This window comes from Mycetocola sp. Y719 (assembly GCF_056713205.1).
Genome location: NZ_JBWYGY010000003.1, coordinates 395,911 through 419,898, shown reverse-complemented (window position 1 = coordinate 419,898; position 23,988 = coordinate 395,911). Strand labels below are relative to the sequence as shown.

Annotated in this window: 24 protein-coding genes; 18 read left to right on the top strand and 6 right to left on the bottom strand. The window is 67.0% G+C overall.

Going from position 1 to position 23,988, the window contains the following annotated elements; all coding sequences use genetic code 11:
• Positions 1-94: 94 nt before the first annotated feature.
• The 4 genes from AC1M0F_RS13890 (at position 95) to AC1M0F_RS13875 (ending at position 4,821) form a co-directional block, all read left to right on the top strand.
• Complete coding sequence (locus AC1M0F_RS13890) at positions 95-1,018, top strand: J domain-containing protein (RefSeq protein ID WP_480238843.1); 924 nt, start codon at positions 95-97, stop codon at positions 1,016-1,018.
• 94 nt (positions 1,019-1,112) lie between these two features.
• Entirely contained in the window at positions 1,113-2,096 is a 984-nt protein-coding gene (locus AC1M0F_RS13885; protein ID WP_480238842.1) for a LacI family DNA-binding transcriptional regulator, read from the top strand.
• A 98-nt stretch (positions 2,097-2,194) separates the two neighbouring features.
• Positions 2,195-3,829: a fucose isomerase gene (locus AC1M0F_RS13880; protein WP_480238841.1), complete on the top strand. Its 1,635-nt coding sequence runs from the start codon at positions 2,195-2,197 to the stop codon at positions 3,827-3,829.
• 164 nt (positions 3,830-3,993) lie between these two features.
• The gene (locus AC1M0F_RS13875) at positions 3,994-4,821 is read left to right on the top strand and encodes a nuclease-related domain-containing protein (protein ID WP_480238840.1); all 828 of its coding nucleotides are present in this window, start codon (positions 3,994-3,996) and stop codon (positions 4,819-4,821) included.
• A gap of 327 nt (positions 4,822-5,148) precedes the next feature.
• Here AC1M0F_RS13875 and AC1M0F_RS13870 read toward each other — a convergent pair whose 3' ends face one another.
• The gene (locus AC1M0F_RS13870) at positions 5,149-5,907 is read right to left on the bottom strand and encodes an IclR family transcriptional regulator (protein WP_480238958.1); all 759 of its coding nucleotides are present in this window, start codon (positions 5,905-5,907) and stop codon (positions 5,149-5,151) included.
• A gap of 98 nt (positions 5,908-6,005) precedes the next feature.
• Between AC1M0F_RS13870 and AC1M0F_RS13865 the strand changes: the two genes are divergently transcribed.
• The 4 genes from AC1M0F_RS13865 to AC1M0F_RS13850 all read left to right on the top strand — a co-directional run bounded on the left by AC1M0F_RS13865 (position 6,006) and on the right by AC1M0F_RS13850 (position 9,590).
• A complete protein-coding gene (locus AC1M0F_RS13865) occupies positions 6,006-6,329 on the top strand; it encodes a nuclear transport factor 2 family protein (protein ID WP_480238839.1) in 324 nt (107 codons plus the stop codon).
• Between the two features lie 40 nt (positions 6,330-6,369).
• Positions 6,370-6,600: a PLD nuclease N-terminal domain-containing protein gene (locus AC1M0F_RS13860; RefSeq protein WP_480238838.1), complete on the top strand. Its 231-nt coding sequence runs from the start codon at positions 6,370-6,372 to the stop codon at positions 6,598-6,600.
• Positions 6,601-6,896: 296 nt separating this feature from the next.
• Positions 6,897-8,351, top strand: coding sequence for a flotillin family protein (locus AC1M0F_RS13855; RefSeq protein ID WP_480238837.1), 1,455 nt, complete (start codon positions 6,897-6,899; stop codon positions 8,349-8,351).
• Between the two features lie 285 nt (positions 8,352-8,636).
• Positions 8,637-9,590: an L-lactate dehydrogenase gene (locus AC1M0F_RS13850; RefSeq protein WP_480238836.1), complete on the top strand. Its 954-nt coding sequence runs from the start codon at positions 8,637-8,639 to the stop codon at positions 9,588-9,590.
• A gap of 86 nt (positions 9,591-9,676) precedes the next feature.
• On the opposite strand, the gene AC1M0F_RS13845 is transcribed toward AC1M0F_RS13850, so the two are convergent.
• Positions 9,677-10,594, bottom strand: coding sequence for an NADP-dependent oxidoreductase (locus tag AC1M0F_RS13845; RefSeq protein ID WP_480238835.1), 918 nt, complete (start codon positions 10,592-10,594; stop codon positions 9,677-9,679).
• A gap of 170 nt (positions 10,595-10,764) precedes the next feature.
• Between AC1M0F_RS13845 and AC1M0F_RS13840 the strand changes: the two genes are divergently transcribed.
• Together AC1M0F_RS13840 and AC1M0F_RS13835 are read left to right on the top strand one after the other, a co-directional pair.
• A complete protein-coding gene (locus tag AC1M0F_RS13840; RefSeq protein WP_480238834.1) occupies positions 10,765-11,736 on the top strand; it encodes an NAD(P)-dependent alcohol dehydrogenase in 972 nt (323 codons plus the stop codon).
• Between the two features lie 141 nt (positions 11,737-11,877).
• Positions 11,878-12,351 (top strand): VOC family protein, encoded by a 474-nt coding sequence (locus AC1M0F_RS13835; protein ID WP_480238833.1) that lies wholly within the window; start codon positions 11,878-11,880, stop codon positions 12,349-12,351.
• Between the two features lie 5 nt (positions 12,352-12,356).
• On the opposite strand, the gene AC1M0F_RS13830 is transcribed toward AC1M0F_RS13835, so the two are convergent.
• Positions 12,357-12,938 (bottom strand): CGNR zinc finger domain-containing protein, encoded by a 582-nt coding sequence (locus tag AC1M0F_RS13830; protein WP_480238832.1) that lies wholly within the window; start codon positions 12,936-12,938, stop codon positions 12,357-12,359.
• Between the two features lie 75 nt (positions 12,939-13,013).
• On the opposite strand from AC1M0F_RS13830, the gene AC1M0F_RS13825 reads away from it, so the two are divergent.
• Both AC1M0F_RS13825 and AC1M0F_RS13820 read left to right on the top strand, forming a co-directional pair.
• A complete protein-coding gene (locus tag AC1M0F_RS13825; protein ID WP_480238831.1) occupies positions 13,014-14,207 on the top strand; it encodes an MFS transporter in 1,194 nt (397 codons plus the stop codon).
• A gap of 184 nt (positions 14,208-14,391) precedes the next feature.
• Positions 14,392-15,405, top strand: a complete 1,014-nt coding sequence (locus tag AC1M0F_RS13820; RefSeq protein WP_480238830.1) for an isopenicillin N synthase family dioxygenase — start codon at positions 14,392-14,394, stop codon at positions 15,403-15,405.
• 98 nt (positions 15,406-15,503) lie between these two features.
• On the opposite strand, the gene AC1M0F_RS13815 is transcribed toward AC1M0F_RS13820, so the two are convergent.
• A complete protein-coding gene (locus AC1M0F_RS13815) occupies positions 15,504-16,796 on the bottom strand; it encodes a J domain-containing protein (protein ID WP_480238829.1) in 1,293 nt (430 codons plus the stop codon).
• Positions 16,797-16,930: 134 nt separating this feature from the next.
• Entirely contained in the window at positions 16,931-17,386 is a 456-nt protein-coding gene (locus tag AC1M0F_RS13810; protein WP_480238828.1) for a VOC family protein, read from the bottom strand.
• A 107-nt stretch (positions 17,387-17,493) separates the two neighbouring features.
• Between AC1M0F_RS13810 and AC1M0F_RS13805 the strand changes: the two genes are divergently transcribed.
• The 5 genes from AC1M0F_RS13805 (at position 17,494) to AC1M0F_RS13785 (ending at position 22,154) form a co-directional block, all read left to right on the top strand.
• The gene (locus AC1M0F_RS13805; RefSeq protein ID WP_480238827.1) at positions 17,494-18,435 is read left to right on the top strand and encodes a helix-turn-helix transcriptional regulator; all 942 of its coding nucleotides are present in this window, start codon (positions 17,494-17,496) and stop codon (positions 18,433-18,435) included.
• Between the two features lie 54 nt (positions 18,436-18,489).
• Positions 18,490-19,185 carry a YdeI/OmpD-associated family protein gene (locus AC1M0F_RS13800; RefSeq protein WP_480238826.1) on the top strand — a complete coding sequence of 232 codons (696 nt, stop codon included), beginning with the start codon at positions 18,490-18,492 and terminating at the stop codon, positions 19,183-19,185.
• 206 nt (positions 19,186-19,391) lie between these two features.
• Positions 19,392-20,693 carry a TrkH family potassium uptake protein gene (locus tag AC1M0F_RS13795; RefSeq protein WP_480238957.1) on the top strand — a complete coding sequence of 434 codons (1,302 nt, stop codon included), beginning with the start codon at positions 19,392-19,394 and terminating at the stop codon, positions 20,691-20,693.
• Positions 20,686-21,384: a potassium channel family protein gene (locus AC1M0F_RS13790; RefSeq protein ID WP_480238825.1), complete on the top strand. Its 699-nt coding sequence runs from the start codon at positions 20,686-20,688 to the stop codon at positions 21,382-21,384. Before AC1M0F_RS13795 ends, AC1M0F_RS13790 begins: the two co-directional genes overlap by 8 nt.
• Positions 21,385-21,500: 116 nt before the next feature.
• Positions 21,501-22,154, top strand: a complete 654-nt coding sequence (locus AC1M0F_RS13785) for an MBL fold metallo-hydrolase (RefSeq protein ID WP_480238824.1) — start codon at positions 21,501-21,503, stop codon at positions 22,152-22,154.
• A 26-nt stretch (positions 22,155-22,180) separates the two neighbouring features.
• Here the strand turns inward: AC1M0F_RS13785 and AC1M0F_RS13780 are convergent, their stop codons facing one another.
• The gene (locus AC1M0F_RS13780; protein ID WP_480238823.1) at positions 22,181-22,807 is read right to left on the bottom strand and encodes a small multidrug efflux protein; all 627 of its coding nucleotides are present in this window, start codon (positions 22,805-22,807) and stop codon (positions 22,181-22,183) included.
• Between the two features lie 228 nt (positions 22,808-23,035).
• On the opposite strand from AC1M0F_RS13780, the gene AC1M0F_RS13775 reads away from it, so the two are divergent.
• Positions 23,036-23,797 (top strand): helix-turn-helix domain-containing protein, encoded by a 762-nt coding sequence (locus tag AC1M0F_RS13775; protein ID WP_480238822.1) that lies wholly within the window; start codon positions 23,036-23,038, stop codon positions 23,795-23,797.
• Positions 23,798-23,988 lie beyond the last annotated feature (191 nt).

Sequence of the window (23,988 nt, the reverse complement as noted above, 5' to 3'; positions counted from 1 at the left end):
CTCGCCACTCGCCTCGTGGGCGCGGTCGCCGCAGCCTCCCAGTTTTCCTCGGTATCGTCGGATACTGCAGATCTCCCCACCCGAAAGCGAGCGGATGCCAGACAGCCCGATCTCGGCGACGCCTTACGAAATCCTCGGCGTGAGCCCGACGGCCGGCCAGGACGACCTTCGCCGTGCCTATCGCAAGCTGATGCGCGAGACCCACCCGGACACCGGCGGGAACGCGGCACGATTCACCGCCGTTCAGCTGGCGTGGGAGCGCATCGGCACAGCAGAAGGCCGTGCCGCATACGACCGCGGCCGGGCGACAGGCACGAACGCTCCAGAGGAGCACCACACCTGGGCCGCGTCCGCGGCGAAACCGAAGGCGGACTCACGCCCCCGCGCCCGTTCGTACGGGCATCCGGGTGGCTGGCGCCGGGAGCGCTACCTCCGTCTCATGCGCGAATGGGCGGGCCGCGGGGTCGATGCCGATCCGTACGACCCGACACTTGTGCGCACGGCCCCTCGGGAGCTCCGCCACCTTCTCGCCGATGCGCTCGCCGAAGAGGCCACGGCCAGGAACCTCGCCGAACTCGGCCTCGGTTTCACCGTCTGGCATGACGTCGCCACCGGCGCACCTGACGAGAAGGTCGACCACGTCGTCCTCGGCCCGACCGGTCTGTTCGCCCTCCTCTCCGAGGACTACGGCGACGCGGTGAAGATCAAACGTGGCGAACTCATCGGTGAGGCTCTCGCCGGCGACCGTCCGATGCACGACCTCGCCGCCCGCGCCAAGGTGCTCAGCCGCTCGCTCCGGGTGAAATTCACCGGCCTCGCGATCGTGCTGCCGGACAACGCACTCGAAGCCCCGTACGTCCAGCTGGGCAGTAGCCGCGGCGCGGCGACCCTCGCCATCAGGGAGTCGTTCCTCCCCGGATTCCTCCGTGCAGGGCTCCCCGATCTCGCCCGCGCCGGCGGCAACGAACTCTTCGACCTGCGAACCAGGCTCCAGAACGGCATCCGCTTCGTCGAATAGGCACATCGGTGCCGTCGCTGCGGCCCTGAGGGTCGCGCCAGCGCTAGCGTAAGAACGCACCGGTCTCCCAGCCGGAGGCGGATGAAAGGGCACCATGGCCACGATCTACGACGTCGCCGCGCTCGCCGGTGTCTCGCCGGCCACGGTCTCGAGGGTCTTCAACGGCAGGGCCGTGTCCGAAGACCGGGCTGAGCGGGTACGGGAGGCGGCGGCCAGCCTGTCATTCACGCCGAACCGCACGGCGAGGACCCTTCGCCGGCAGAGCTCTGAGGTGATCGCGCTCATCATCCCCGACATCGAGAACCCGTTCTTCACCGCGCTTGCCCGCAGCGTCGAGGACAGGGCCCAGTCCGCCGGCTTCTCGGTCGTGCTGTGCAACACCGACGACGACCCGGAGAAGGAGGCCCACTACCTGCAGATCGCGGTCTCCGAGAACATGGCAGGCGTCATCCTCGTTCCCGCCTCCGACCACAGCGACCTCACAACGATGGTCAGCCAGAACCGCCCCGTCGTCACCGTCGACCGCACGACAGGCTTCTCCGTCGACCACGTGATGATCGACAACCGGCCGGCAGGAGCATCCCTCACCGCGGCCCTTTTCGACGCCGGATACGAGCGCATCGCGTGCATCGCCGGACCTGAGACGATTGTCACCGCGACTGAGCGCGCCCTCGGCTGGCGGAACGTCGTCGAGGAGCGCGGCGACTACGACCCCGAACCGTACCTCCGCATCGCGAACCACCGGGTTGACGGAGGTCGGCGGGCGATGGCCGAACTGCTCGCTGCGGCCGAGGTGCCCGATGCCGTCGTCGCGACGAACAACCTCATGGGGGTCGGCGCCCTTCAGGTGCTCAACGAGCACGGCCTCACCCCCCCGGCATTCGGCGTCGGCGTGATCGGCGACCTCCCCTTCACCACCCTGTCGCCTGGGCTGATCACCCTCGTCCACCTGCCGACGCGGGACCTCGGCACGACGGCCGTGTCGATGCTCGTCTCCCGCATCGCCGGCGAGACCCAGGCCCCGCGCACCGCCGTCTTCCCCGGCGAACTGGCCCGGGCCACGCGCGCGGCGCACTGAGGCCGGCGAACGGATCGGGCTGCCGGACGGCTTGCGCATGAAATCGATTTCTGCGACCCTGAAGTCGATCGTCTTCACGCACGAGCAAGGAGCCAATGATGTCCACCTACAGCCTCCCGGCGACCACCACCGAGGCGGTCCCGGAGCCGAAGACCGCCTACCTGATCTCGAGCGGTGACCTGCGCGAATCCGCCAACACCGCCGGCTGGCCCGTGCAGGAGGCGATGGAACGCGACCTCGAGAAGGCCTTCGCCGGCATCGGCTGGACCATCACGCGCGGCAACCCGATCGACCCCGAGCTCGGGCACGGCTTCATCCGGAGCCAGCGGATGGGACTCGACGTCTTCCGCAACATCCCGCCGACCGCGCCCCTGATCGTCGCCGAAGCCGTCTGGCAGTACAGCCACCACGTGCTCGCCGGTCTCCGCACCCACCGCGGCCCGATCCTCACCGTCGCCAACTTCGCGCCGGACTGGCCCGGCCTCGTCGGTCTGCTCGGCCTCAACGCCGGCCTGACCAAGATGGGCACCGACTACTCCACGATCTGGAGCGTCGACTTCACTGACGAGTGGTTCCTCGACGGCATCCGCAGCTGGGTCGAGACCGGCACGATCAGCCACGACGCCTCGCACGTGCGCCCGCTGCCCGAGCTGCCCGACTCCCCGGAGAAGGAACTCGGCGTCGCGCTCGCCCGCCAGCTCAAGACTGAGAAGGCCATCATCGGCGTCTTCGACGAGGGCTGCATGGGCATGTACAACGCCATCTTCGACGACGAGCTGCTGAACACGCTCGGCATCTACAAGGAACGACTCTCGCAGAGCGCCCTCTACGCCGAGATGCTCACCGTCAGCGAAACGGATGCCGCCGCCGTCGGCGACTGGCTGAAGGACGCCGGCATGACCTTCCGGGTCGGCACGGATGACGCCACCGAGCTCACCGAGGAACAGCTGACCTGGCAGTACAAGATGTACATCGCCGCGCTGCGCATCAGCGACGATTTCGGACTCGACGCCGTCGGTATCCAGTACCAGCAGGGTCTCAAGGACCTCGTCCCCGCGAGCGACCTCGCCGAGGGCATCCTGAACACGACCGATCGGCCGCCGGTGACGAGCCGCGACGGCTCCCGTGTGCTGCACGAGGGCAAGGCGTTCCCGCACTTCAACGAGGCCGACGAGGGTGTCGCCGTCGACTCGCTCATCACCGACCGGGTCTGGCGTGCGATGGGACTCGTCCCGGACAACACGCTGCATGACGTGCGCTGGGGCGAGGACTTCGACGGTGAATTCGTCTGGGTGTACGAGATCTCCGGCTCCGTGCCCGCTTCGCACCTCGGCGGCTGGCAGAACGCCGAGGGCTGGCGGCAGCACCCGGTGTTCTTCCCCGCAGGCGGCAGCACCATCAACGGTGTCTCCAAGCCGGGTGAGATCGTCTGGTCGCGGGTCTACATCGCGGACGGCGCGCTCAATCTCGACATCGGCCGCGCGAGCGTCGTCGAGCTGCCCGCCGAAGAGACCGAACGGCGCAAGCAGGCCACGAATCCGGAGTGGCCGATCGCACATGTCGTGCTCCGTGGAGTGACCCGCGACCAGTACATGGCCCGCCACAAGGCCAACCATGCACAGGTCGTCTACGCACCGGATGCCGAGACAGCCGACAAGGCGCTGATCGCCAAGGCCGCGCTGTTCGCCGAACTCCGCGTGCACGTGCACCTCGTCGGTGACGTCACCGTTTAGACACCCCCAGAACGCCCGGCCGGAGTCGATCCGGCCGGGCGTTCTCGCGTCGTTTCGCGGGTCCTGCGGAATTCCGATCGCGAAAGATCCTCATGCCCGTTCTGGGGATGCGTGGCGGGGTTGACCGGTAGGTACTGTCGAGCAAAAGCAACAGAGGGGGACACGTGACCGACACCGTCACCGCCACGAGCATGCGGCAGCGTTTTGCCGCCCAGGCCGTCATCGAGGAACTCGTCGGCGACCAGACACATGTCGTCCCCCGGGGGCGTGCGGCCCGGATTCTCGGTCGTTCCCCGCTGAGCTACAGCGGCACCGCGTGGTACCTCGGCGCGCAGGGCGAGCTCGCTGTCGGGCGGATGCTCGGGGAGCTTCCTCCTGAATGGACCGTCTTCCACGCGCTCCCCGTCGGCACGAAAGAGGCCGACATCGACCACCTGGTCGTCGGCCCCGGCGGTGTGTTCACGATCAACACGAAGCACCACAGCGGCAAGCCGATCTGGGTCGCGAACCGCACACTGATGGTGTCGGGTCAGCGTCAGCCGCACATCCGCAATGCCGAGTACGAGGCAGCGCGGGTGACCAAGATCGTGCACCAGAAACTCGGCCTGCCCGGGCGAGTGCGCCCGGTCGTCGCCATCCACGGTGCGTCATCGATCGTCGTGAAGGAATGGCCGGATCTCGTCGCCGTGCTCGACGCCCGCCGGCTGCGCCGCTGGCTGCTCAAGCGGCCCATCGTGCTCAACGCCGAGGAGCGAGAGCATGTCGTCCGCCTCATCGACGACCCGGGGACCTGGCGCACCGTGCCGACCGCTCCGAACTCAGACGTGATGGCTCGGTTCGCCGACATCGACCAGGAGGTTCGCACAGCGGCGACGCGGCGATCGCTCTGGGCGCTCGGCGGCATCGCTGCCGTCGGTGCGACGGCGATCGCTGTCGCACCGCCCGTGCTCACGGCCGTGTTCACCGAGGTCGCTGCGGCGCTGGTCCGGTAACTCGGGGTGCTCGCACGCCGACTGCTTCGTCTTCCGCGTCGGTCCTCTGCTCGGTGTTCGTTCTCTGCTCCGGCGTCGTCCGCTGCGCCCGCCCCGGCAACAGAGTGAGGGGACGCACACCAAAAGTGCACGCCCCCTCGCCCCGGACGATGCCGCGATGCGCGAACGATCGCGACATCCCTTATTCCCCCCAACGGGCCGGCTACGGCCCGCCCAGCGCACACCGTGCGCTGCAGCAACGGGCGCACTCGGCGCACACGCTGCAGATTGACGCTATCCGGGGCACCGGCATCCGGCTAGGGCCGTGATTTCAGATAGTGAAACCGGTCAGACCAGCCGATCTGCACCCAACTGAAGCGACAGGCGAGCCGCTGCAGCCTGCATCCGTTTCATGATGGCGGGCACGTCGGCCGGCGTGGCATCCGCAGGCGCGGACACGGCCAGCGACGCGATGACGCCGGGAGCACGAACCGGTACGGCAAGGCAGTTGAAGCCGAGGACGTACTCCTCGTGATCGACTGAGGCGGCCTTGTGCTCACCGAGCTGGTGGAGCAGGACCCGCCGGTCGCAGATCGTGTTCGGCGTGAGCTGCTCGAGCGGATGCCGCGACAGGTAGTCGAGTCGGTCCGCCTCTTCCAGCTCTCCGAGGATGCGTTTGCCGAGTGCGGATGCGTGTGCGCTGTTGTCGAGTCCCACCCAGACCTCGACACGGGGGCTGTTGACCGCGTCGACGATGTCGACCAGGTGCACCTCGCCGTCGGTGAAGCGGGAGAGGTAGGCGGTGGCGCCGAGTTCCTCGGTCACCGACCTCAGGGTCGCTCGGACGCGGGCGATGAACACGCCGTCCTCATCGCGAGCCCGGAGGCTGGGGAAGCGGTGGCCGAGCACGAGGCCGTCGGGTTCGCTGCGCAGGTAACCCTCATGGATGAGCGTGCGAACGATGTTGTACGCCGTCCCCAGGGTGAGACCGGAGGCCCGCGCGAGTGCCTTCACCGGCATCGGTCGGTTGGCATTCGCCACGACGTCGACCAGCTGCAGTGCCCGTTGGATGGACCCTAAAAGTGTCCCGTCCCGTTCCCCGTTCATCATTTCCCCCAGGTTCAGGCTAGCTGTATTCAGACCACTATTTACGGCATCCGTCTTCAGGTCTAACGTGAGTGGCATCACGTGAGAGAGGAACCGAGATGGCTACGACGCTTCCTGAGCCGGTGGCCCGTCTGCTGGCTGCGGCCAACTCCGGAGACACGGAAGGATTCCTCGACGCGTTCGCCCCAGACGGGAGCGTCAACGACTGGGGCCGCGTGTTCACGGGCCACGATGAGATCAAAGCGTGGTCGGATGCCGAGTTCATCGGCGTCGACGTCAGCCTCGACGTGACGGCCGAAATCACCACGGGCGAGTACTCGACGATCACCGCCACCGTCGGCGGGCGCGGCTTCAACGGGCAGAGCCACTTCAGCTTCACGGTCACAGACGATCTCGTCCAGGAGATGACGATCACGGCGTGAGCGCTCGTCCCGCTGGTCGGTGCGCTGCTAGGTTGGCGCCATGGAATCAGGGCTTATCGGCTGGCATATTCTCATCATCCTGGGCTGCCTCGCACTCGCGGGTGGAACGATCGTCCTCTGGATCGTTGCCCTTCTGCAGATCATGAAGTCGTACCTCGACTCGACCGCGAAGGCGATCTGGGTGCTGATCGTCGTCGTAGCGCCGTTCCTCGGGGCGCTCGCCTGGTTCTTCATCGGCGCGCAGCAGGCGCCGCCGCTCACCAGGCGCTGACCGGTATCCGTTCGGCGGCGTTTTGTAGCCGGCGTGCTGTCTCCACCTGCGGAGATTTCTCTGCAAAGTGTCGGATTCGGCCCGATCAGCCGCTGTTCTGACCGTTTCTCCGTAGTTGCGAACACAGCCGCGGACCGACGGCCGGGTTTCGGGAGGACAATCGCAGGGTCCATCTCCGATACGTGGACTGACCCCCCGATTTTCCTCCCGAAGGTGGGGCATCCGTCGCCGTCGGGGCGAAAGCGCCCACCGATAGGCTGGGAGCGCCGTCAGTACCGCCGGCGCCAAGGAGAGTCATGGATTTGCTAGCCACCCTGTTCAGCCCCGTCGTTCTGGCGGTCGTAGCAGGGATCATCCTGCTGCTGATCATCATTGCGTTCGTGCAGAGCCGATACAAGATCGCGCAGCCAGACGAGGCGATCATCGTGACCGGGCGCCGTGCGCGCAAGTCCGTTGGAGTCGACGGCCGCACGATCACCGACCTGACCGGCCAAAAGGTGGTGCAGGGTGGCGGTGTCTTCGTCGTCCCGTTCCTGCAGAAGCAGTTCTCGATGTCCCTGCGTTCACGGGCCATCGGCATCCAGGTGGTCGCGCAGACCCGCAACGGTGTGACGATCCGCATCGAGGCCGTCGCCGTCGTGAAGGTCGGCGACAGCGACTCGGCGATCCGCTCGGCTGCCCAGCGGTTCCTCGGGCAGGACAAGCACATCGAGCCGTTCACCCAGGAGGTGCTGTCCGGTTCGCTGCGTTCGTCGATCGGTAATCTCACCGTCGAAGAGATCATCCGCGACAGGGCCGGCCTCGCCGAGCAGGTCATCGAAGCCGCTCGCACCTCGCTGCTCAACCAGGGTCTCGACGTCGACACGTTCCAGATCAAGGAGATCGCCGACGACAAGGGCTACATCACCGACCTCGGTCGTCCGGAGCAGGCCCGTGTGCGCCAGGCCGCCGAGATCGCCGAGTCCGTGTCCGCGCGTGCATCCGAGCAGGCCCGGATCGAGGCTGCTGAAGCGATCGCAGACGCCAACCGCGAACTCTCGCTGAAGAACGCGTCGATCAAGATGGAGACCGACAAGGCGCTCGCCGAGGCCGAGGCCGCGAAGCCGCTCGCTGAGGCATTCGCGCAGCAGGGCATCCTGCAGCAGCGTGAAGTCACCGCCCAGCGTGAGACCGCACTGCGCGAGCAGCAGCTCAACGCCGACGTCCGCAAGACGGCGGATGCCGAGTCGTACCGGATCCGCCAGATCGCCGAGGCGCACGCCGCCCAGGTCGTCGCGGAGGCCAAGGCCGACCGTGACCGTCGTATCGCCGAAGCCGAGGCCACCCGCGCCGAGGGTGAAGCCGAAGCGGCCGCGATCTTCGCCAAGGGTGAGGCAGAGGCCCGAGCCACCGAGCTGCGCGTCGCCGCTCTCCGTGACGAGTCCGAGGCACTGCTTCAGCAGCGCGCCATCGAGATCCTGCCGGAGATCGCCAAGCAGCTCGCCTCACCGTACGCGGCCATCGACAACCTCACCGTCATCTCCACCGACGGTGCCTCGCACCTCTCGAAGCAGGTCGTCGGCGGAGTCACCGAAGTCACGAAACTGCTGAAGGATGCCACGGGCATCGACCTCGCGAGCATGCTCACCGGTGCCGTCGGTGGACGCGCCGCCGCAGGCGCTGTCGGCCGCGGCGGCCGGGGCCCGAGTGCGTCCGCTGCACCTGCAGCTGAGCCGGCCCCCGAGCCTGCGGCAGCATCCGCCGCGGAGTAGCCGCCGGGTCGCCATTGCGGCGAGCACGACACAAGGACAAAGGCCCGGGAGAAGGAAGCGGATGTGATCCGCGTCCTTGTCTCGGGCCTTTCTCTCTTGCCCCGAGCCGGAGGTGCACGCGCGACCCGCGCCGCGGCATCCGTCGCCCGAACCCGCCTTGCGCGGGTGAATCGGCTTCGCGCGGGCGGAAAAACACCCGCGCGAAGCCGAAAAGCCCGCGCAAGCTAACGGATGCTCGTGCACGGGCGCGCCGACGGCATCCGAGGGCACCGCGATAATGGGGCCATGAGTCCTGTGCGCAACACGAAACTGTCCGTCATCGGTGCGGGGAGCGTGGGGTCGTCGCTGGCGTATGCCGCGCTGATCCGCAATTCGGCGCGGGAGGTCGCTCTCTTCGACGTCAACGCCGCTCGCGCTGAGGCTGAAGTGCTCGACCTCGCGCACGGAACGCCGTTCACCGGCTCGTCGCGGATCACCGGCGGTGGCGACATCGAGGTCGTGGCGGACTCGGACGTGGTCGTCGTCACGGCGGGCGCCAAGCAGGAGCCAGGGCAGACCCGGCTCGACCTGGCCGGGGTCAACGCGCGGATCCTCGAGAAGCTCATGCCGCGACTCGTCGAGCTCGCGCCGCACGCGGTGTTCATCCTCGTCACGAATCCCTGCGACGTGCTCACCGTCGTCGCCGATCAGCTCGTCGATCTGCCCGCCGGGCGGCTGTTCTCGTCGGGTACGGTGCTCGACTCGGCCCGGCTCCGCTGGCTGCTGGCCGTGGCCGCCGGCGTCGCGCCGCAGAACGTGCACGCGCTCATCGTCGGCGAGCACGGTGACAGCGAGTTTCCGCTGTGGTCGGATGCCACGATCGGCCAGACCCCGCTCCGTGACTGGACCGACGAGAACGGCACCCTGCTCTTCCCGCGCGAGCGGCTGGCATCCCTCACCTCGGATGTCGTGCACGCCGCGTACAAGATCATCGAAGGCAAGGGGGCGACGAACTATGCCATCGGACTCTCGGGCGCGCGGATCGTCGAGGCAGTGCTGCGCAACGAGCGGGCGATCCTGCCGGTGTCGAGCGTGCTGCACGGCTACCGCGGGATCGAGGGCGTTGCGCTCAGTGTTCCGTCGATCGTCGGGTCGAACGGCGTGGAACGGACGCTGGATGTTCCGATGGACGACGTCGAGCTCGACCTGCTTCATCGTTCGGCCGAGGCGCTGAGGGCGTCGGTCGCGCACCTCGGCTGATCCCGTCAGGCGAGTTGCTGGGTTTGCAGCGGTTCGGGCGGGGCCCGACCACCCCAAACCCAGCAACTCGCGGGAGAGGTTGAGAGTCAGTCGGTGACGAGCACGATCTTGCCGCGCACGTGGCCCTTCTCGAGCTTCTCGTAGGCCTCTGCGGCACGCTCGAGCGGGAAGACGTCACTGATCGGCAGCTGCAGCTCACCAGAGGCGAGCAGCTCGGCGACGTGGCTGAGGTCCTCGCTGGTCGCCTGGGCTCCACCGATGTGGGTCGCGCCCCGGTCGGCGGGACCGTGGGTCGCGATCGTGTTGATCCGCTCGATCGGCACGCCGAGTTCGAGGCCGGCCTCGATGGTGTCCGGTCCGTGGTTGTCGAGCACGGCGGTGTACCCCTGTGGAGCCGCCTCCTTCAGCCGCTCGACGAGACCGTCACCGTGCGCGACCGGGATCACCCCGAGCGAACGCAAAAACTCGTGGTTCGACGGGCTCGCCGTACCGACGACCGTCGCACCGGTCCGAACGGCGAGCTGTGAAGCCACCACCCCGACCCCACCAGCAGCTGCGCTGATCAGCACCGTGTCGGCATCCGTGAGGTGAAGCGACTCGACGCTCGCCCAGGCGGTGCGCCCGACGACGGTGATGGCAGCGGCGACCTCGAACGACAGGTCGGCGGGCTTCGGAACGAGGATGCCGTCGGCCGGCAACACGATGAAGTCGGCGAGGGCGTGGTTGCGGGCTCCACCAATCACTTCGTCGCCGACGGCCCAGGAGGTGACGCCGTCGCCGACCTGCTCGATGATTCCGGAGAAGTCGTTGCCGGCGCCTGAGGGCAGGGTCGCGCCGTAGATCTTCGCCGCAGGACCGCGGAAGATCTTGAAGTCGACCGGGTTGAGTCCGGCGGCCTTGACGCGCACGACGACCTCGCCCGGGCCGGCCTGCGGCTTGTCGACGGAGATCAGATTGAGGACCTCCGGCCCGCCGAACTCGGTGAACTGGATGAATCGTGGCATGCGTTCCTGCTTCCTGCGCGGCGACCGCGCGTCGTCAAGTGTTACGCCGGAGCATCCGTCGTTGTTCCCGCCATCGCCACATTTTCAGGCTTCAGGGCTATCCCGCCCGCCCACAGCGGCCATAGCATGACGCCCGTCGACCCACTGAGAATCCAGCATGAGGAGCCATCATGAAGGCAGCAATTCAGAATGAATATGCATCGCCCGTCGCACTCCGTTTCAACGTGGATGATCCGCTGCCGGTCGGCGACAACGAGGTGCTCATCGCCGTGCGGGCGGCTGGTGTCGACGCGGGCGTGTGGCACACCACGGCCGGCAAGCCGTTTCTGTTGCGGTTGTTCCTCGGCTTCACCGGTCCGAAGCAGCCCATTGCGGGTCGGGATGTCGCCGGTCAGGTCGCCCAGGTCGGCAAGGCGGTGACGCGATTCGCCGTTGGCGATGAGGTGTTCGGCACGACGTTCGAGGGCAGCTTCGCCGAGTTCACGAAGGTGGGCGAGGACCGCCTCGCGCACAAGCCGTCGAACATCAGCTTCGAGCAGGCGGCGGCGGTTCCCATCTCCGGTTGCGCGGCGCTTCACGGACTGAAGGATGCCGGTGGCCTGCGCGCCGGCGAGAAGGTGCTCGTGCTCGGAGCGGGCGGCGGCGTCGGATCGTTCGCCGTGCAGATCGCCATCGCCCTCGGCGCGACGGTCACCGGGGTGTGCAGCACATCGAAGGTCGACTTCGTGCGGTCACTCGGCGCCGAACGGGTGGTCGACTACACGCGGGAGGACTTCACCGATGGAACCGAGGCCTGGGACGTCATCCTCGACACCGCCGGGCACAACTCGCTCTCGCGACTGCGCCGGGTGCTGCGGCGCGGGGGCACGCTCGTGATCGTCGGCGGGGAGGGCGGCGGCCCGCTGCTGGGCGGCTTTGGTCGTGCCCTTCTGGCCCCGGTGGTCTCGGTCTTCACGAGCCAGTCGATGAAGGGACTCGTCTCTGACGAGGACCATCTCGCACTCGAAACTCTCCGCGGGATGCTGGAGATCGGTAGCCTCACGCCGGTGATCGACAGGACCTTCCCGCTCGAGGAGGCCGCAGAGGCGATCGCGTACGTTCACACCGGCAAGGCGCGGGGCAAGGTGGTCGTGACGGTCTAGTCCCCGCCGATCGAGCTTGTCGAGATCAAGGCCCCGCTCGCTGGATCAGCGCAGCGACGAAGCGGAGAGCCACGGGCTGTACGCCACCCGCCGGCTTCAGTAGCATGGCGGCTCAACCCCGGCCGCACGAAGGAGTGCTCCATGCAGAAGATCGTCCCCTCACTGCTGTTCGACGACGAGGCTGAAGAAGCCGCCACGTTCTACGTGTCGGTGTTCGAGAACTCCGAGATCACCGACGTCTCCCGCTACGGCGAGGGCGCGCCGCTCCCGGCCGGCACGGCGCTCGCCGTCTCCTTCGTCGTGGACGGGGTCGAGTTCCAGGCGCTCAACGGCGGCCCTGACGTCACCTTCACCGAGGCGACGTCGTTCTCCGTCAGCGCCGAGACACAGGAAGAGATCGACAGGCTGTGGAACACCCTCACCGCTGACGGTGGCGAGCCGAGCATGTGCGGCTGGCTCAAGGACAAGTACGGGCTGTCGTGGCAGATCGTGCCGCCCATCCTCGGCGAGCTGATGAACGACCCGGATCCGGAGAAGTCCGGCCGGGTGATGCAGGCCATGCTCGGCATGGGCAAGCTCGACATCGCCGAGTTGAGGGCCGCCTACAACGGGTAGGGGTCCTACGGGATCGCGACCGGCGCGACCGCGGGGTCGGATGCCTTCTGCCGCGCCCGGTGCGCACGCACCCGTTCCCGGGTCGCGCACGCCGGAGACGGGCAGTAGCGGCGGCGTCCGGACGGATCGGCGAACACGAACCGGCACCCATCGGCGGCGCACTCGTGGAGGTGCCGGCGTTCGGGACCAGACAGGTGCAGCGATGCTTCCCAGGCGACGCGAGACAGGGCATCCGTCGTCGTCGCGGGCTGCGGCATCCGCAGTTCACCGTCGACCAGTGCAGGAGCCGGTGGTGGGGTGAGGAACGGCCCGAGCGCATCGGTGGCTGCGCTGTCTGGCGTGTCATCCGAAGTGACGGCGAGAGCCAGCACACGGAGTGCTTCCCTGAGCGCCACGGCCGACTCGAGATCCGCGTCTGATGGCGGAGTGGTCGGCGCCAGGTCGACGGCAGTGAACCACTCGGCGAGGCGGTCGGCGTCGAAGAGGCGCTCGATCGGATGCGACGTGAACGCCTTGCCTCGCGTGGCGAGGAAGTTCAGCCAGGTCGAGCCTCCGTCGAGGCGGAACGTCATGAGATCGGATGCCATGATCCCATTGTAACGGATAATGCGTTACACTCGGTAACGTCTCAACCGTTACACCTTTCGCAAAGGCAGAAAATCATGCACTCTCTCGGACGCCGGGCAAGCTTCTGGGTCGCCGCGGCCGTGGTCGCGATCGCCCTCTGGACCAGCGCAGCACCCACGGTCAGCTACCCGCTCTATGCGGCCGAGTGGAACCTCACCCCGGCGGTGACGACGGCGATCTTCGCGGTCTACCCGCTGGTCCTCGTCATCGTGCTCGTACTGTTCGGAAACCTCTCCGACTACATCGGCCGCCGGAGGACGATCCTCTACGGCCTCGCCGCGTCCCTCGCCGGCGTGCTGCTGTTCGCTCTCGCGCCGAACGTCGGCTGGATCTTCGTCGGCCGCGCGTTGATGGGGATCGGGGTCGGCCTGTCGCTGAGCCCCGCGACGGCCGCAATGGTGGAGTTCAGCGCGCCAGGCCAGGAGAGACGGGCGAGCTCGACCACGACCGCGTCGACCGCGGTCGGTCTTGCGCTTGCCACCCTCGTCGGCGGTGCGCTCATCGAGTACGGGCCCATCCCGACGCATCTCAATTTCTGGGTGCTGTCTGCTGTCGTCGCCGGAGTCGCTGTCGCCGCGTGGTTCCTTCCGCGTCACTCGGCGGCCGAGGCAACGGGGCGGTGGCGCCCACGACCGCTCGTCGTGCCGCGTGGTCTTCGCGGCAGCTTCGCCATCTCGGCAGCGGCTGTGTCCGGCGCCTTCGCACTCGGAGCCCTCATCCTGTCGCTCGGCGTCGAGATCGCGCAGGAACTCATCCGGTCCGACAACGCGCTCGTGAACGGTGCCGTCCTCTCACTCAACGCCGTCGTCATCGGAGCCAGTGCACTCCTCGTGCGACGGTGGCGCTCCGATCTGATCATCGTGCTCGGCGGCGTCACGACGGTGATCGGTGTCGGCCTGTTCTTCCTCTCGTCGGTGGAGCACTCGCTGGCACTGTTCCTCGCAGCCGGAATCGTGGCGGGCTTCGGCTACGCCGCCCTGTTCTCCGGCGGGCTCGGACTGATTAGCGCAGCGGCGCCTGCGCACCACCGCGCCGGAACCGTGTCGAGCGTCTACCTCGTCGCGTACTTCCTGCAGGGATCGATCGCACTGATCCTCGGAGCGCTGGCGACGGCATCCGGGTTGCAGCTCGCGCTCGAGATCGGCGTGGCCGTTGTCGCGCTACTGAGCATCACCGCGGGGGCGCTCGCCGTGACGGTGGGTCGGCAGCGGGTGCTCGCGACGGCGTAGCTCGGCAGACCCCGCCCGCTGGTCCTCGCTCGCTGGTCCCGCTCGCTGGAGGAGCGCCAGCGACGAAGCGAAGGGGTCCACGTAACATTCTCGGCAGATGACGTAACCCGGCAATCTGCCCCGCAGAATCGGCATCCGCCGTCATATTGTCAGCGGCCGTGATCGGCGGTGGCAGGATCGAATCATGAGTGAGACCCTCCCGATTCTTGATTTCTCCCGACTGGATGCCGGCGCTGACGAAGCAGCCGCATTCCGTGCCGATCTGCTGCGCGCGACCCACGAGGTCGGCTTCTTCTACCTCGTCGGCCACGGGGTCGACCGGGGACTGATCGACGACCTCCTCGACGTTTCACGCCGGTTCTTCGACCTCCCCACCGAGGAGAAGCTCAAGCTCGAGAACGTGCACAGCCCGCAATTTCGCGGCTACACGCGGGTCGGTGGCGAACTCACCCACGGCGACGTTGACTGGCGTGAGCAGATCGACATCGGACCGGAACGGGATGCCGTCGAGCCGGCCCCAGGGACGCCCGACTACTGGCGCCTCGAAGGCCCGAACCTGTGGCCCGAGGCACTGCCCGAGCTGGAGGAGATCGCGGTCAAGTGGAACGACGAGCTCAGCCGGGTGTCGCTGCGGCTGCTGCGCGCCTGGGCGGTGTCGCTCGGGGCGCCCGAGGATTCCTTCGACGCGGCGTTCGCCGACAAGCCGTTCTCACTGACGAAGATCGTGCGGTACCCAGGGGAGTCAGACACCGAGCGCAAGCAGGGCGTCGGTGCGCACCGTGACGGTGGGGTTCTGACCCTGCTGCTGGTCGAGCCGGGCAAGGAAGGGCTGCAGGTCGAGCACGACGGCGAGTGGATCGATGCGCCGTCGATCCCCGGGGCGTTCGTCGTGAACATCGGTGAGATGCTCGAGTTGGCGACCGGCGGTTACCTCAAGGCGACGCTGCACCGGGTGTTCTCTCCCCCGGTCGGCTCGGACCGCATCTCGGTGCCGTTCTTCTTCAACCCGGCGCTGGATGCCACGATCCCCCGGCTTGAGCTGAGCCCGGAGTTGGCGGCGAAGGCGCGTGGATTGTCGGTGGATCCGACGAACAGCCCGATCCTCGACACCTACGGTGACAATGCGCTCCGGTACCGCCTGCGGGCTCACCCGAATGTGGCGGAGATCCACCACCAGGATCTGCTCGTAGCCCGCTGATCGGTAGGCCGCCTGCGGCCCTTTCGAGATCAAGGCCGCTCGCCGGAGACGGCGGTCAGAGGCACTCCGGGTCGATGGGCAAACCGTGGCGGATACCCTTACGCGAACGCCACCCGCCGCGCCACCCGCTCCGCGAGCTGACGCACCTCCCAGTCCTCACCGCGGCCGACGCCGTGGATGCCACCCTCGAGCAACGCCGCCAGCCGACCGGTTCCCACCCGCCACATCAGCGTCGGGTGCTCACTGAGCTTCGCTGGCGTCGCATTCACCGCCGCCGGGTCGACATCCACGAACAGGATGCCGGTCAGCCCGGAGACACCGATGGCATCCGCAAGCTCGGTGACCCGCGCCGCATCGATCCGCGAGCGCTCCAACGGCGGCTCCACAAGGAAGAGTCCCTGCGGCCCGACGACGAGGTGCGACGCATACAGGTTCGCCTCGCCGACGAGCACGTCATGCCAGACCGTGAACTCGGCACTGAGAGACTTCAGCGCCAGCGCGATCCGCTCCTGCGCCAGAGCACGGTCGAGATACGCACGCGCCTTCGCCGGCGCGACCATCACGGAGTCGAACGCGAACGGCGAGCTCAGGAACGCCTCCGCGTCCTCCGGACGCCGCGCCAGGTCCTCCGCGAACTGCTTCTGCTCCGCCCGATGCTGGCGAACGAGTGCGTGATAGATCTCCCGGTTCCGCGCACGCACGCGGCGCACCTCGGCCCGCGGCCGGCTCGTTGCCAGACGCATCACCGCGATCACCCCGCCACCGAGGAACGAGAGACTCGCCGCCGAGACGCTGACCGATCGCCAGACCTGCCACACGACATCCGCCGGCAGGGTCCCGGTCACCGCTCCGATCAGCACCAGAACACTGAGAACCGCGACGAACCCGGCCGTCAACTGCAGGAAGACGACACCCCACATATGTAAAAACCTGTCGTGCTCATGCGGGACCCGCGACGGTCTCGGCGGCGCTGCCGGCGGCTGGGGCGACAGCATCCATTCACGGGAGATGTCGAGGTAGCGCGCCCGCGACCGCCCACCAGGATGCCCGTGCACGGTCGCAAAGGTGGGTGTTGCCTTCGCGCTCGGCTGGGCCGTCTGCTGATCCGCGGCTCGCCGCGACGAGGTGCGCTCCCGCCTGGTCCCACCGGTCGGAGCGGATGCAGTCCGCGGCGGAGCGGATGCCTGCGGCATGTACAGGCGGTCGTACTCAGCCCGACGCGCGGTGTTCCCGAGCACCGCCCATGCCGCCTGAACGATCCGGAAGCGCTCGGCCGACCCACCGACGTCCGGGTGGCTCGTGCGGAGCGCCCGCCGATAGGCCTGCTTCAGCTCCGCGGCCGTCGACGAGCGCGGCGCTCCGAGCACGTCGTAGTGGGTCTCGTGATCCATCCGATCCCCTCGTTCGGCGGCGACACCCAAATCTAGGTTGCTCGGGATGCCCGCGGCGAGGCCCCAGTGTGGGGTGCCGGCGACTCCGGCGAGCGGAGGGCTCCCGGGTTCGAGACCGGGAGCCAGCCCGAGGTTCAGCCAGCGTATGCGGGCTGGACGTCGAGGACCCACGTCACTCCGAACCGGTCGCTCAGCATCCCGAAGCCCGGAGTCCACGCCGACGCAGCCAGGGGCTCGATGATGGTGGCGCCGACAGCGAGGGCGTCCCAGTAGCTCGTGACTTCGTCGAGGGATTCGCCGCGAACCGAGAGAAAGAAGGGCTGATCGGTGATTGTCGCGCCGTTCGCACGACGGGTCGACCCGGTGAACTCCTCCGTCCGGCCGGGGACGTCGTATGCCATGATCCGGAATCCGTTCTCGGCGATGAGCTGGCCGAAGACGACCTTGCCTGCATCGGGCAGATCCTGGGGCATGCCGAGCTGGCCGTACGTGGTCGCGGAGACCTCGCCCCCGAAAACGCTCTGGTAGAAGTCGAGCGCTGCGCGCGCAGTTCCAGGGAAGTTGAGGTGCGTCGTGGTCGAGATGGTCATCGTGTGTCCTTGTCTTCGGAGGTGTGCGGCGGCGAGGAGGCCGTCGGGACGAGACTGACATCAGTAGCGGACAGATCGGGTCCTCTTCTTTTGCCAGAATGGATGTCATGACCGGAGCCCCCTCACGCATGCTGGCTCTGCTGTCGCTGCTGCAGACTCGGCGAGACTGGCCAGGGCAAGTCCTGGCCGAGCGACTCGAGGTGACCACCCGAACCGTGCGACGCGACGTGGACCGACTGCGCGAACTGGGGTACCAGATCGGCGCCGTGAAGGGGCCGGATGGCGGGTACAGGCTCGCCGCGGGCTCTGAGCTACCGCCTCTGCTCTTCGATGACGACCAGGCGGTGGCCATCGCGGTCGCCCTGCAGAATGTTGCATCGAGCGGCGTCGCCATCGAAGAGGCGGCCGGCCGCGCTCTCGCCACAGTGCGGCAGGTGATGCCGTCGCGGCTCCGCCACCGCGTCGACGGGGTGCAGTTCACCGGCACGGCGAGCCGCGATCAGGTCGACCCCGCAACGCTGGAAGCAGTGAGCGAAGCCGTCCGGCGGGGCAAGATTCTTCGCTTCGACTACCGTGACCGGGATACGCCTCCGCGGCGCGTAGAACCGCACGGACTGGTCGCCCGGAACGCCTCGTGGTACCTCGTGGCATGGGACCTCGACCGTGAGGACTGGCGGATCTATCGCCTCGACCGCATTGCGCCCCGCACTCCCGCCGGTCCGTCCTTCGTTCCTCGACCGGTTCCGACAGGGAATGTCGGAACCTTCCTCGCGGCCAGGTCGAAGGGGTCGACGGACGAGGATCGCTGGCCCTGCGTCGGGCAGTTCGAGGTGTCCCTGTCGGTGCGCGAACTCGCACCCTGGCTGCTCGACGGAAAGGTCGAGGCGATCACCGATCGCTCATCGCTGGTCACGGCGGGCTCGTGGTCGTGGACAGGTCTTCTCGCTCACATCCTGCGTCTCGACGCGCCGTTTCGGATCGTCGGGCCTCAGCCGCTCGTTGCGGCGTCGGCGGCGTTGGCCGAGCGGCTCGATCGCTCGCACGGGTGAGGCTTTGCAGATAGCGGACGCGGACTGTCCGCTTGCTCTGGCATCCTCAGAGTTGTGAGCACCGAAGACGACCCGAAGCATCCGCTGATCATCGCCGACATCGACGGATGGCGCAGCTGGCTGGCGAGCAACGAGGATACGTCCGACGGCATCTGGCTGATGCTCGCGAAGAAGGGCGTCACCAGCCCGACCTCGATCACCTATCAGCTCGCGCTCGAGGAGGCGTTGTGCAGCGGGTGGATCGACGGCCAGCGCAAGTCGTTCGACGCCCACACGTTCCAGCAACGCTTCACCCCGCGTCGTGCTGCGTCCCTGTGGTCGCAGCGCAACGTGGAGATCGTCGGGCGGCTTCTCAGTGAAGGTCGCCTGCGGGAACGCGGACACGCGGAGATCGCCCGCGCAAAAGCCGACGGGCGCTGGGAGCGCGCCTATGCCGGCCAGGCTACGGCGGAGGCCCCGGCCGACCTGGTCGATGCACTCGACGCGGTACCTGCAGCTGAGGCGGAGTTCTCCCGCCTCAGCCGAGGGGACCGCTTCGTCGCCATGAGTCCGATCCTGACCGCACCGAACCCGGTAACCAGGGCCCGTCGAATCGCCAGCCTGGTCACAAGGCTCGCCGCTGCCGGACCCACCGAAGAGTTCAGCACACCCCTCGAAGACATTGCCAAGACGGTCGGCGCCGAACCGCCGGCCGACTCGGTCACGGCATTGCTGGATGCGTGCGGCCCCACGTCGACCCCGACGCCATAACCGTGTAGCTCGCCAGCGACCGTGACGTTGCCCGTCCCGCTGCCGTGAGCGGGCCAGGGTGAGTGGTCAGACTCGAATGCCCTCCTGTCCAACATAAAATCGAGCGAAACATCCGGGTGGATGCGTATGATTGCCCGGTGCGAACCCCCTCGTGGTCCTCGTCGTCGCCCCTCAGGCAACGAGTGCTTCGCCCGCACCCGGCACAGATGGTCCTGCTCGGATTCGCCGCAGCGATCGCCGTCGGAACAGGCATTCTCATGCTTCCGGTCGCGAAGGTCGGCCCTGGTGGCGCGTCCTTCCTCGAGGCTCTCTTCACGGCAACCTCCTCCGTCTGTGTCACCGGGCTCATCGTTGTCGACACACCGGTCTACTGGACGGCCTTCGGCCACGTCGTCATCCTGGCGCTCATCCAGGTCGGCGGGTTCGGGATCATGACCTTCGCGTCGGTGATCGGGCTGGCGGTCATCCGGCGAATGTCGCTGCGTTCGAGAATCACCGCCGCCGCTGAAGTCAAGAGCCTTGGCCTGGACGATGTGAAGGGCCTTGTTCTCGGTGTCGTCCGGATCTCTCTCACGATTGAAGCCATCGTCGCCGTTCTTCTGACCGCGCAATTCATGCTCGGCTATGGCGAACCCTTCGGCCGCGCGGTCTGGCTGGGCGTGTTCCACTCGGTGTCATCGTTCAATAACGCCGGCTTCGCCCTGTTCAGTGACAGCCTGATGTCATATGCCACCGACCCGTTCATCTGCCTGCCTATCGCTGCGGCGATCATCCTCGGTGGCCTCGGATTCCCGGTGATCATGCAACTGCGTAAGCACTTCCGATCACCGCTGCGGTGGACGATGAACACCCGGCTCGTGCTCTGGGGAACGCTCGTGCTTCTGGTCGGCGGCACCGTCTACATCACCGCTCTGGAGTGGAACAACCCGGCCACCCTGGGTCCGATGGACTGGCCAGGGAAGGTTCTCGCCGGATTCTTCCAATCCGTTCAAACCCGGACCGCCGGATTCAACAGCGTCGATACCGCAGCCATGCACTCGGCTTCCTGGCTCGGGATGGACGTTCTCATGTTCATCGGTGGAGGCCCTGCAGGTACCGCCGGAGGTGTGAAGATCACGACATTCGCTGTCTTGTACTTCATCCTTTTGACAGAGATCCGGGGAGAGGGTGCCGTCAACATTTTCGGCAAACGACTCTCCCGTGCCGTGCACCGTCAGGCGATCACCGTCGTGCTGATCGCCGTAGCCGTTGTCATGGGGGCGACGGTGTTCCTGATGTTGCTGACCGATCTCGACCTCGATCAGCTTCTCTTCGAAGCGATCTCCGCGTTCGCCACGGTCGGGATGTCCACGGGCATCACCAGCTCGCTGCCACCGGCTGGTCAAGTCATCCTCATCCTGCTGATGTTCGTCGGCAGGCTCGGACCGATCACCTTCGCGTCCGCGATTGCGCTTCGTGAACGGCGCGTGCTGTACGAGCTCCCGAAAGAGAGGCCCATCATTGGCTAATTTACGACTGTTCCGAGGCTCCGACCCCACACGGGTCGCCGAAGCCGACTCCGTCGCCGTCATCGGGCTGGGCCGATTCGGCAGCGCGCTGGCGCTCGAACTGATGGCGAACGGCACCGAGGTCCTCGGCATCGACGGTGATGAAGAGATCGTCCAGGGCCTCAACGGAAGACTCACCCACGTTGTTCGCTCTGACGCGACCAAGGAAGAGTCCCTTCGACAGCTCGCTGTTCCAGAGTTCGACCGTGTCGTCGTCGCCATCGGAAGTGACATCCAGGCAAGCATCCTCACCACATCTCTCTTGCTCCGGTTCAACGTTCCGCAGATTTGGGCCAAAGCTGTCAGCGATCCACACGGTGCCATCCTGGAACAGCTGGGCGTGCAGCATGTCATCTACCCGGAGAAGGACATGGGCCGACGGGTCGCTCACCTGGTGCGGGGGGCGATGCAGGACTACATCGATATCGGCGACGACTTCGCACTCGTCAAGACACGACCTCCTGCAGTTGTCGTCGGTCGCCCCCTCAGCGAAACGCAGATTCGCACCCGATATGGGGTAACGATCAGCGCATTCAAGCGCGGAGACGAGCCGTGGACCTACACGACGATGGACACGGTGCTCGAAGCGAGCGATACGGTGCTCGTCGCCGGGGCGACACGGAAGGCAGAAGCATTCAGCCAACTTCGGTGACGACCGTCGAGTGATTCCGTCACCAGCGCACCCTGACCCCGGTGAGGTCTTCGGTTGCCGCCCCATTGCGCCGCAACGCTCCCAGGTGACGTAATTGACGTTCAGGGAGGATCCACATGCGCAAGATCGCCGAGAACTGCTTCCAGCTGGAGAGATCGACGGGAGCGAACGGCTATGTCGTGCGCGGTGAGGGGCGCACGGCGGTCATCGACCCCGGCATGGACTCCGGCTTCGAGGCAGTCCTCGCAGAACTGCGCGGCTCCGAGTCGCGCACCGGGGCCGTCACCGACATCCTGCTGACCCACTACGACGTCGACCACGCACAGGTCGTCAAACGACTGCAACTGGCGCTCCAGGTTCCGGTCTGGATCAGCACAGCGGATGCCGCGATCCTCCGCGGCGACGTCCGCCCGCCGACCGCTCTGCGCCGTTTCATCAACCGGATCGCCCGCTCGGACTACCCGGGTGGTGTGGTCGAGATCACAGGTACGCTCGAGATCTTCCCCGGCCTCCTGGCGTTTCCCACACCGGGCCACACGCCGGGACACGTCGGGTACCGCTGGCACGATGTGCTGTTCACGGGGGATGCCGTCCGGGTCACCAGGGAGGGCGACCTGAAGCAGTTCTACCGCGTGATCATCAGCGACAGGCCGATGGCGAAGACGACCGAGAAGCTGCTGCGCGAACGGATCAAGGCGGAGGAGATCGAGTGGGTCTGTGCCGGCCACAACCCGCCGACGCGCTGGATCGGTGGCGCCGCCGAGTGGTGACCGTCCGAGGTGTATACGGCCGCGCATCACCAGCCGAGCAGAGCGAGTACTCCGGTCGCGGCTATCGCCACAGAACCCGTCCACAGGACGATCGCGACGATCTGCCAGAGAATGACCCACTCCTTGCGCACTCCGGACGCGACGAAGAATGCGGCGGTCAGCATGGTCGGCAGGGCGAGCGGCGCAAGAAGACTCGCGCCCGGTACGCCGAACTTGACCAGCCAGCGCCGCAGTTTGGCCTGACCCTTGGATGGGCGAGCCGCGTCGGCATCCTCCTCTGACCCGACAGCGGTGCGGGGGATGTCTTCGGCCGTCAGTGTGGCGGTGCCCGTGGTGGCGATCGACGATGTGACGAGACCCGATCCCGCACGTTCTGCGGCGACCTCCGTCGCCGTCGTGCGAGCTGCGCGTCGCCTGACGGCACCGCTGCGGATGCGTGACCCCAGCAGCACCACGGCGATCACGCAGAGCACGTTGCCTGCGATCGCGGCAAGCGCAGCGACGATCGGGTTGATGCCGGCGATGATGCCGAGCGCCGCCGCTCCCTCGCCCTCGACATAGGGGATCGCGGCGGCGACCGCGACCATCAGCGGCTGGAGGATGTCTGGAACCTGGTTGATGAAGTCCTGCAGCCAGTCATATGGATTGTTCATAGCTCTTCTCTTCGAATCGGATGCCGCTCGAATGGGAGGCCGCCGAGCGGCCCGATCCTGCGGACGTGATGGCACTCAGCTAAGACCGTGTTCTCGGAACAGGGTCAAGCGCGGGGTCGGCGAAATGCGTTTTGGCGCACCACCCTTGACTCTGTTCCGGGAACACAGTCTTGAATGGGAATCGGCAGGATGAAATCGTCACTGCACCAGGGAGAGGAGGCGACAGCGATGGCATGGAGCACACGCGAAGTGGCGGATCTCGCCGGGACCACCGTCAACACGGTCCGGCACTATCACCGCGCCGGTCTGCTCGACGAACCTGAGCGCATGTCGAACGGATACAAGCAGTACCGCGCTCGCCACCTCGTGCGCCTGCTGCAGATCCGCCGGCTCCGTGATCTCGGTGTTCCCCTCGCGCAGATCGAGGCAGTCGGGGTCGGCAACAGTGCGGATGCCGCTCCGGCGCTGAGAGCGATCGATGCCGACCTCACCGCCAGCATCGAACGGTTACAGCGTGCACGATCCGAGATCCGGGCGATCCTCGCAGGATCGACGGTGACCAACGTCCCGGCTGGGTTCGAAGACATCGCGGGCAAACTGTCCGACCCTGACCGGTCCCTGATGCTCGTCTATTCGCAGCTCTACGACGAGTCGGCCATGTCTGATCTCAAGCAGATGATCGAGGCGGATCCCGATGTCGCGAGCGTCGAGTTCGACGCGCTCACGCCTGACGCCAGCGACGCCACCAGGCAACGCATCGCCGAATCGCTTGCGCCTCAACTCGCCAAGCATCTCGCGGATTATCCCTGGCTGACAGAGCAAACCGAGCATCTGTCCAAGAGTTTGAGGGTGGCGCAGGAGACATTCCTCGCGACGATCACCGAGCTGTACAACGAGGCGCAACTCGACGTGCTCGGGCGCGCGAGCATCCTCGCGGTACCGCCCCCGGACGCGGATGCCGCGTCTTCCGACGACGACACCGAACGCTGAAGGACCCGGAGAACCCGTCAGGCACCACTGAGCGGATGTCGTCGGACCCCACTGTGACGCCGCGTTACGCCCCACGCTACGAAGTGTGACCGACGACCTGTTGCGCGTGTCCGGCTCGACCATAGAGTCCTTCACTACCAACCGGTGCCACGCCTCGACCTCCACGGTCGGCGTCTACTCCAGTCACACGA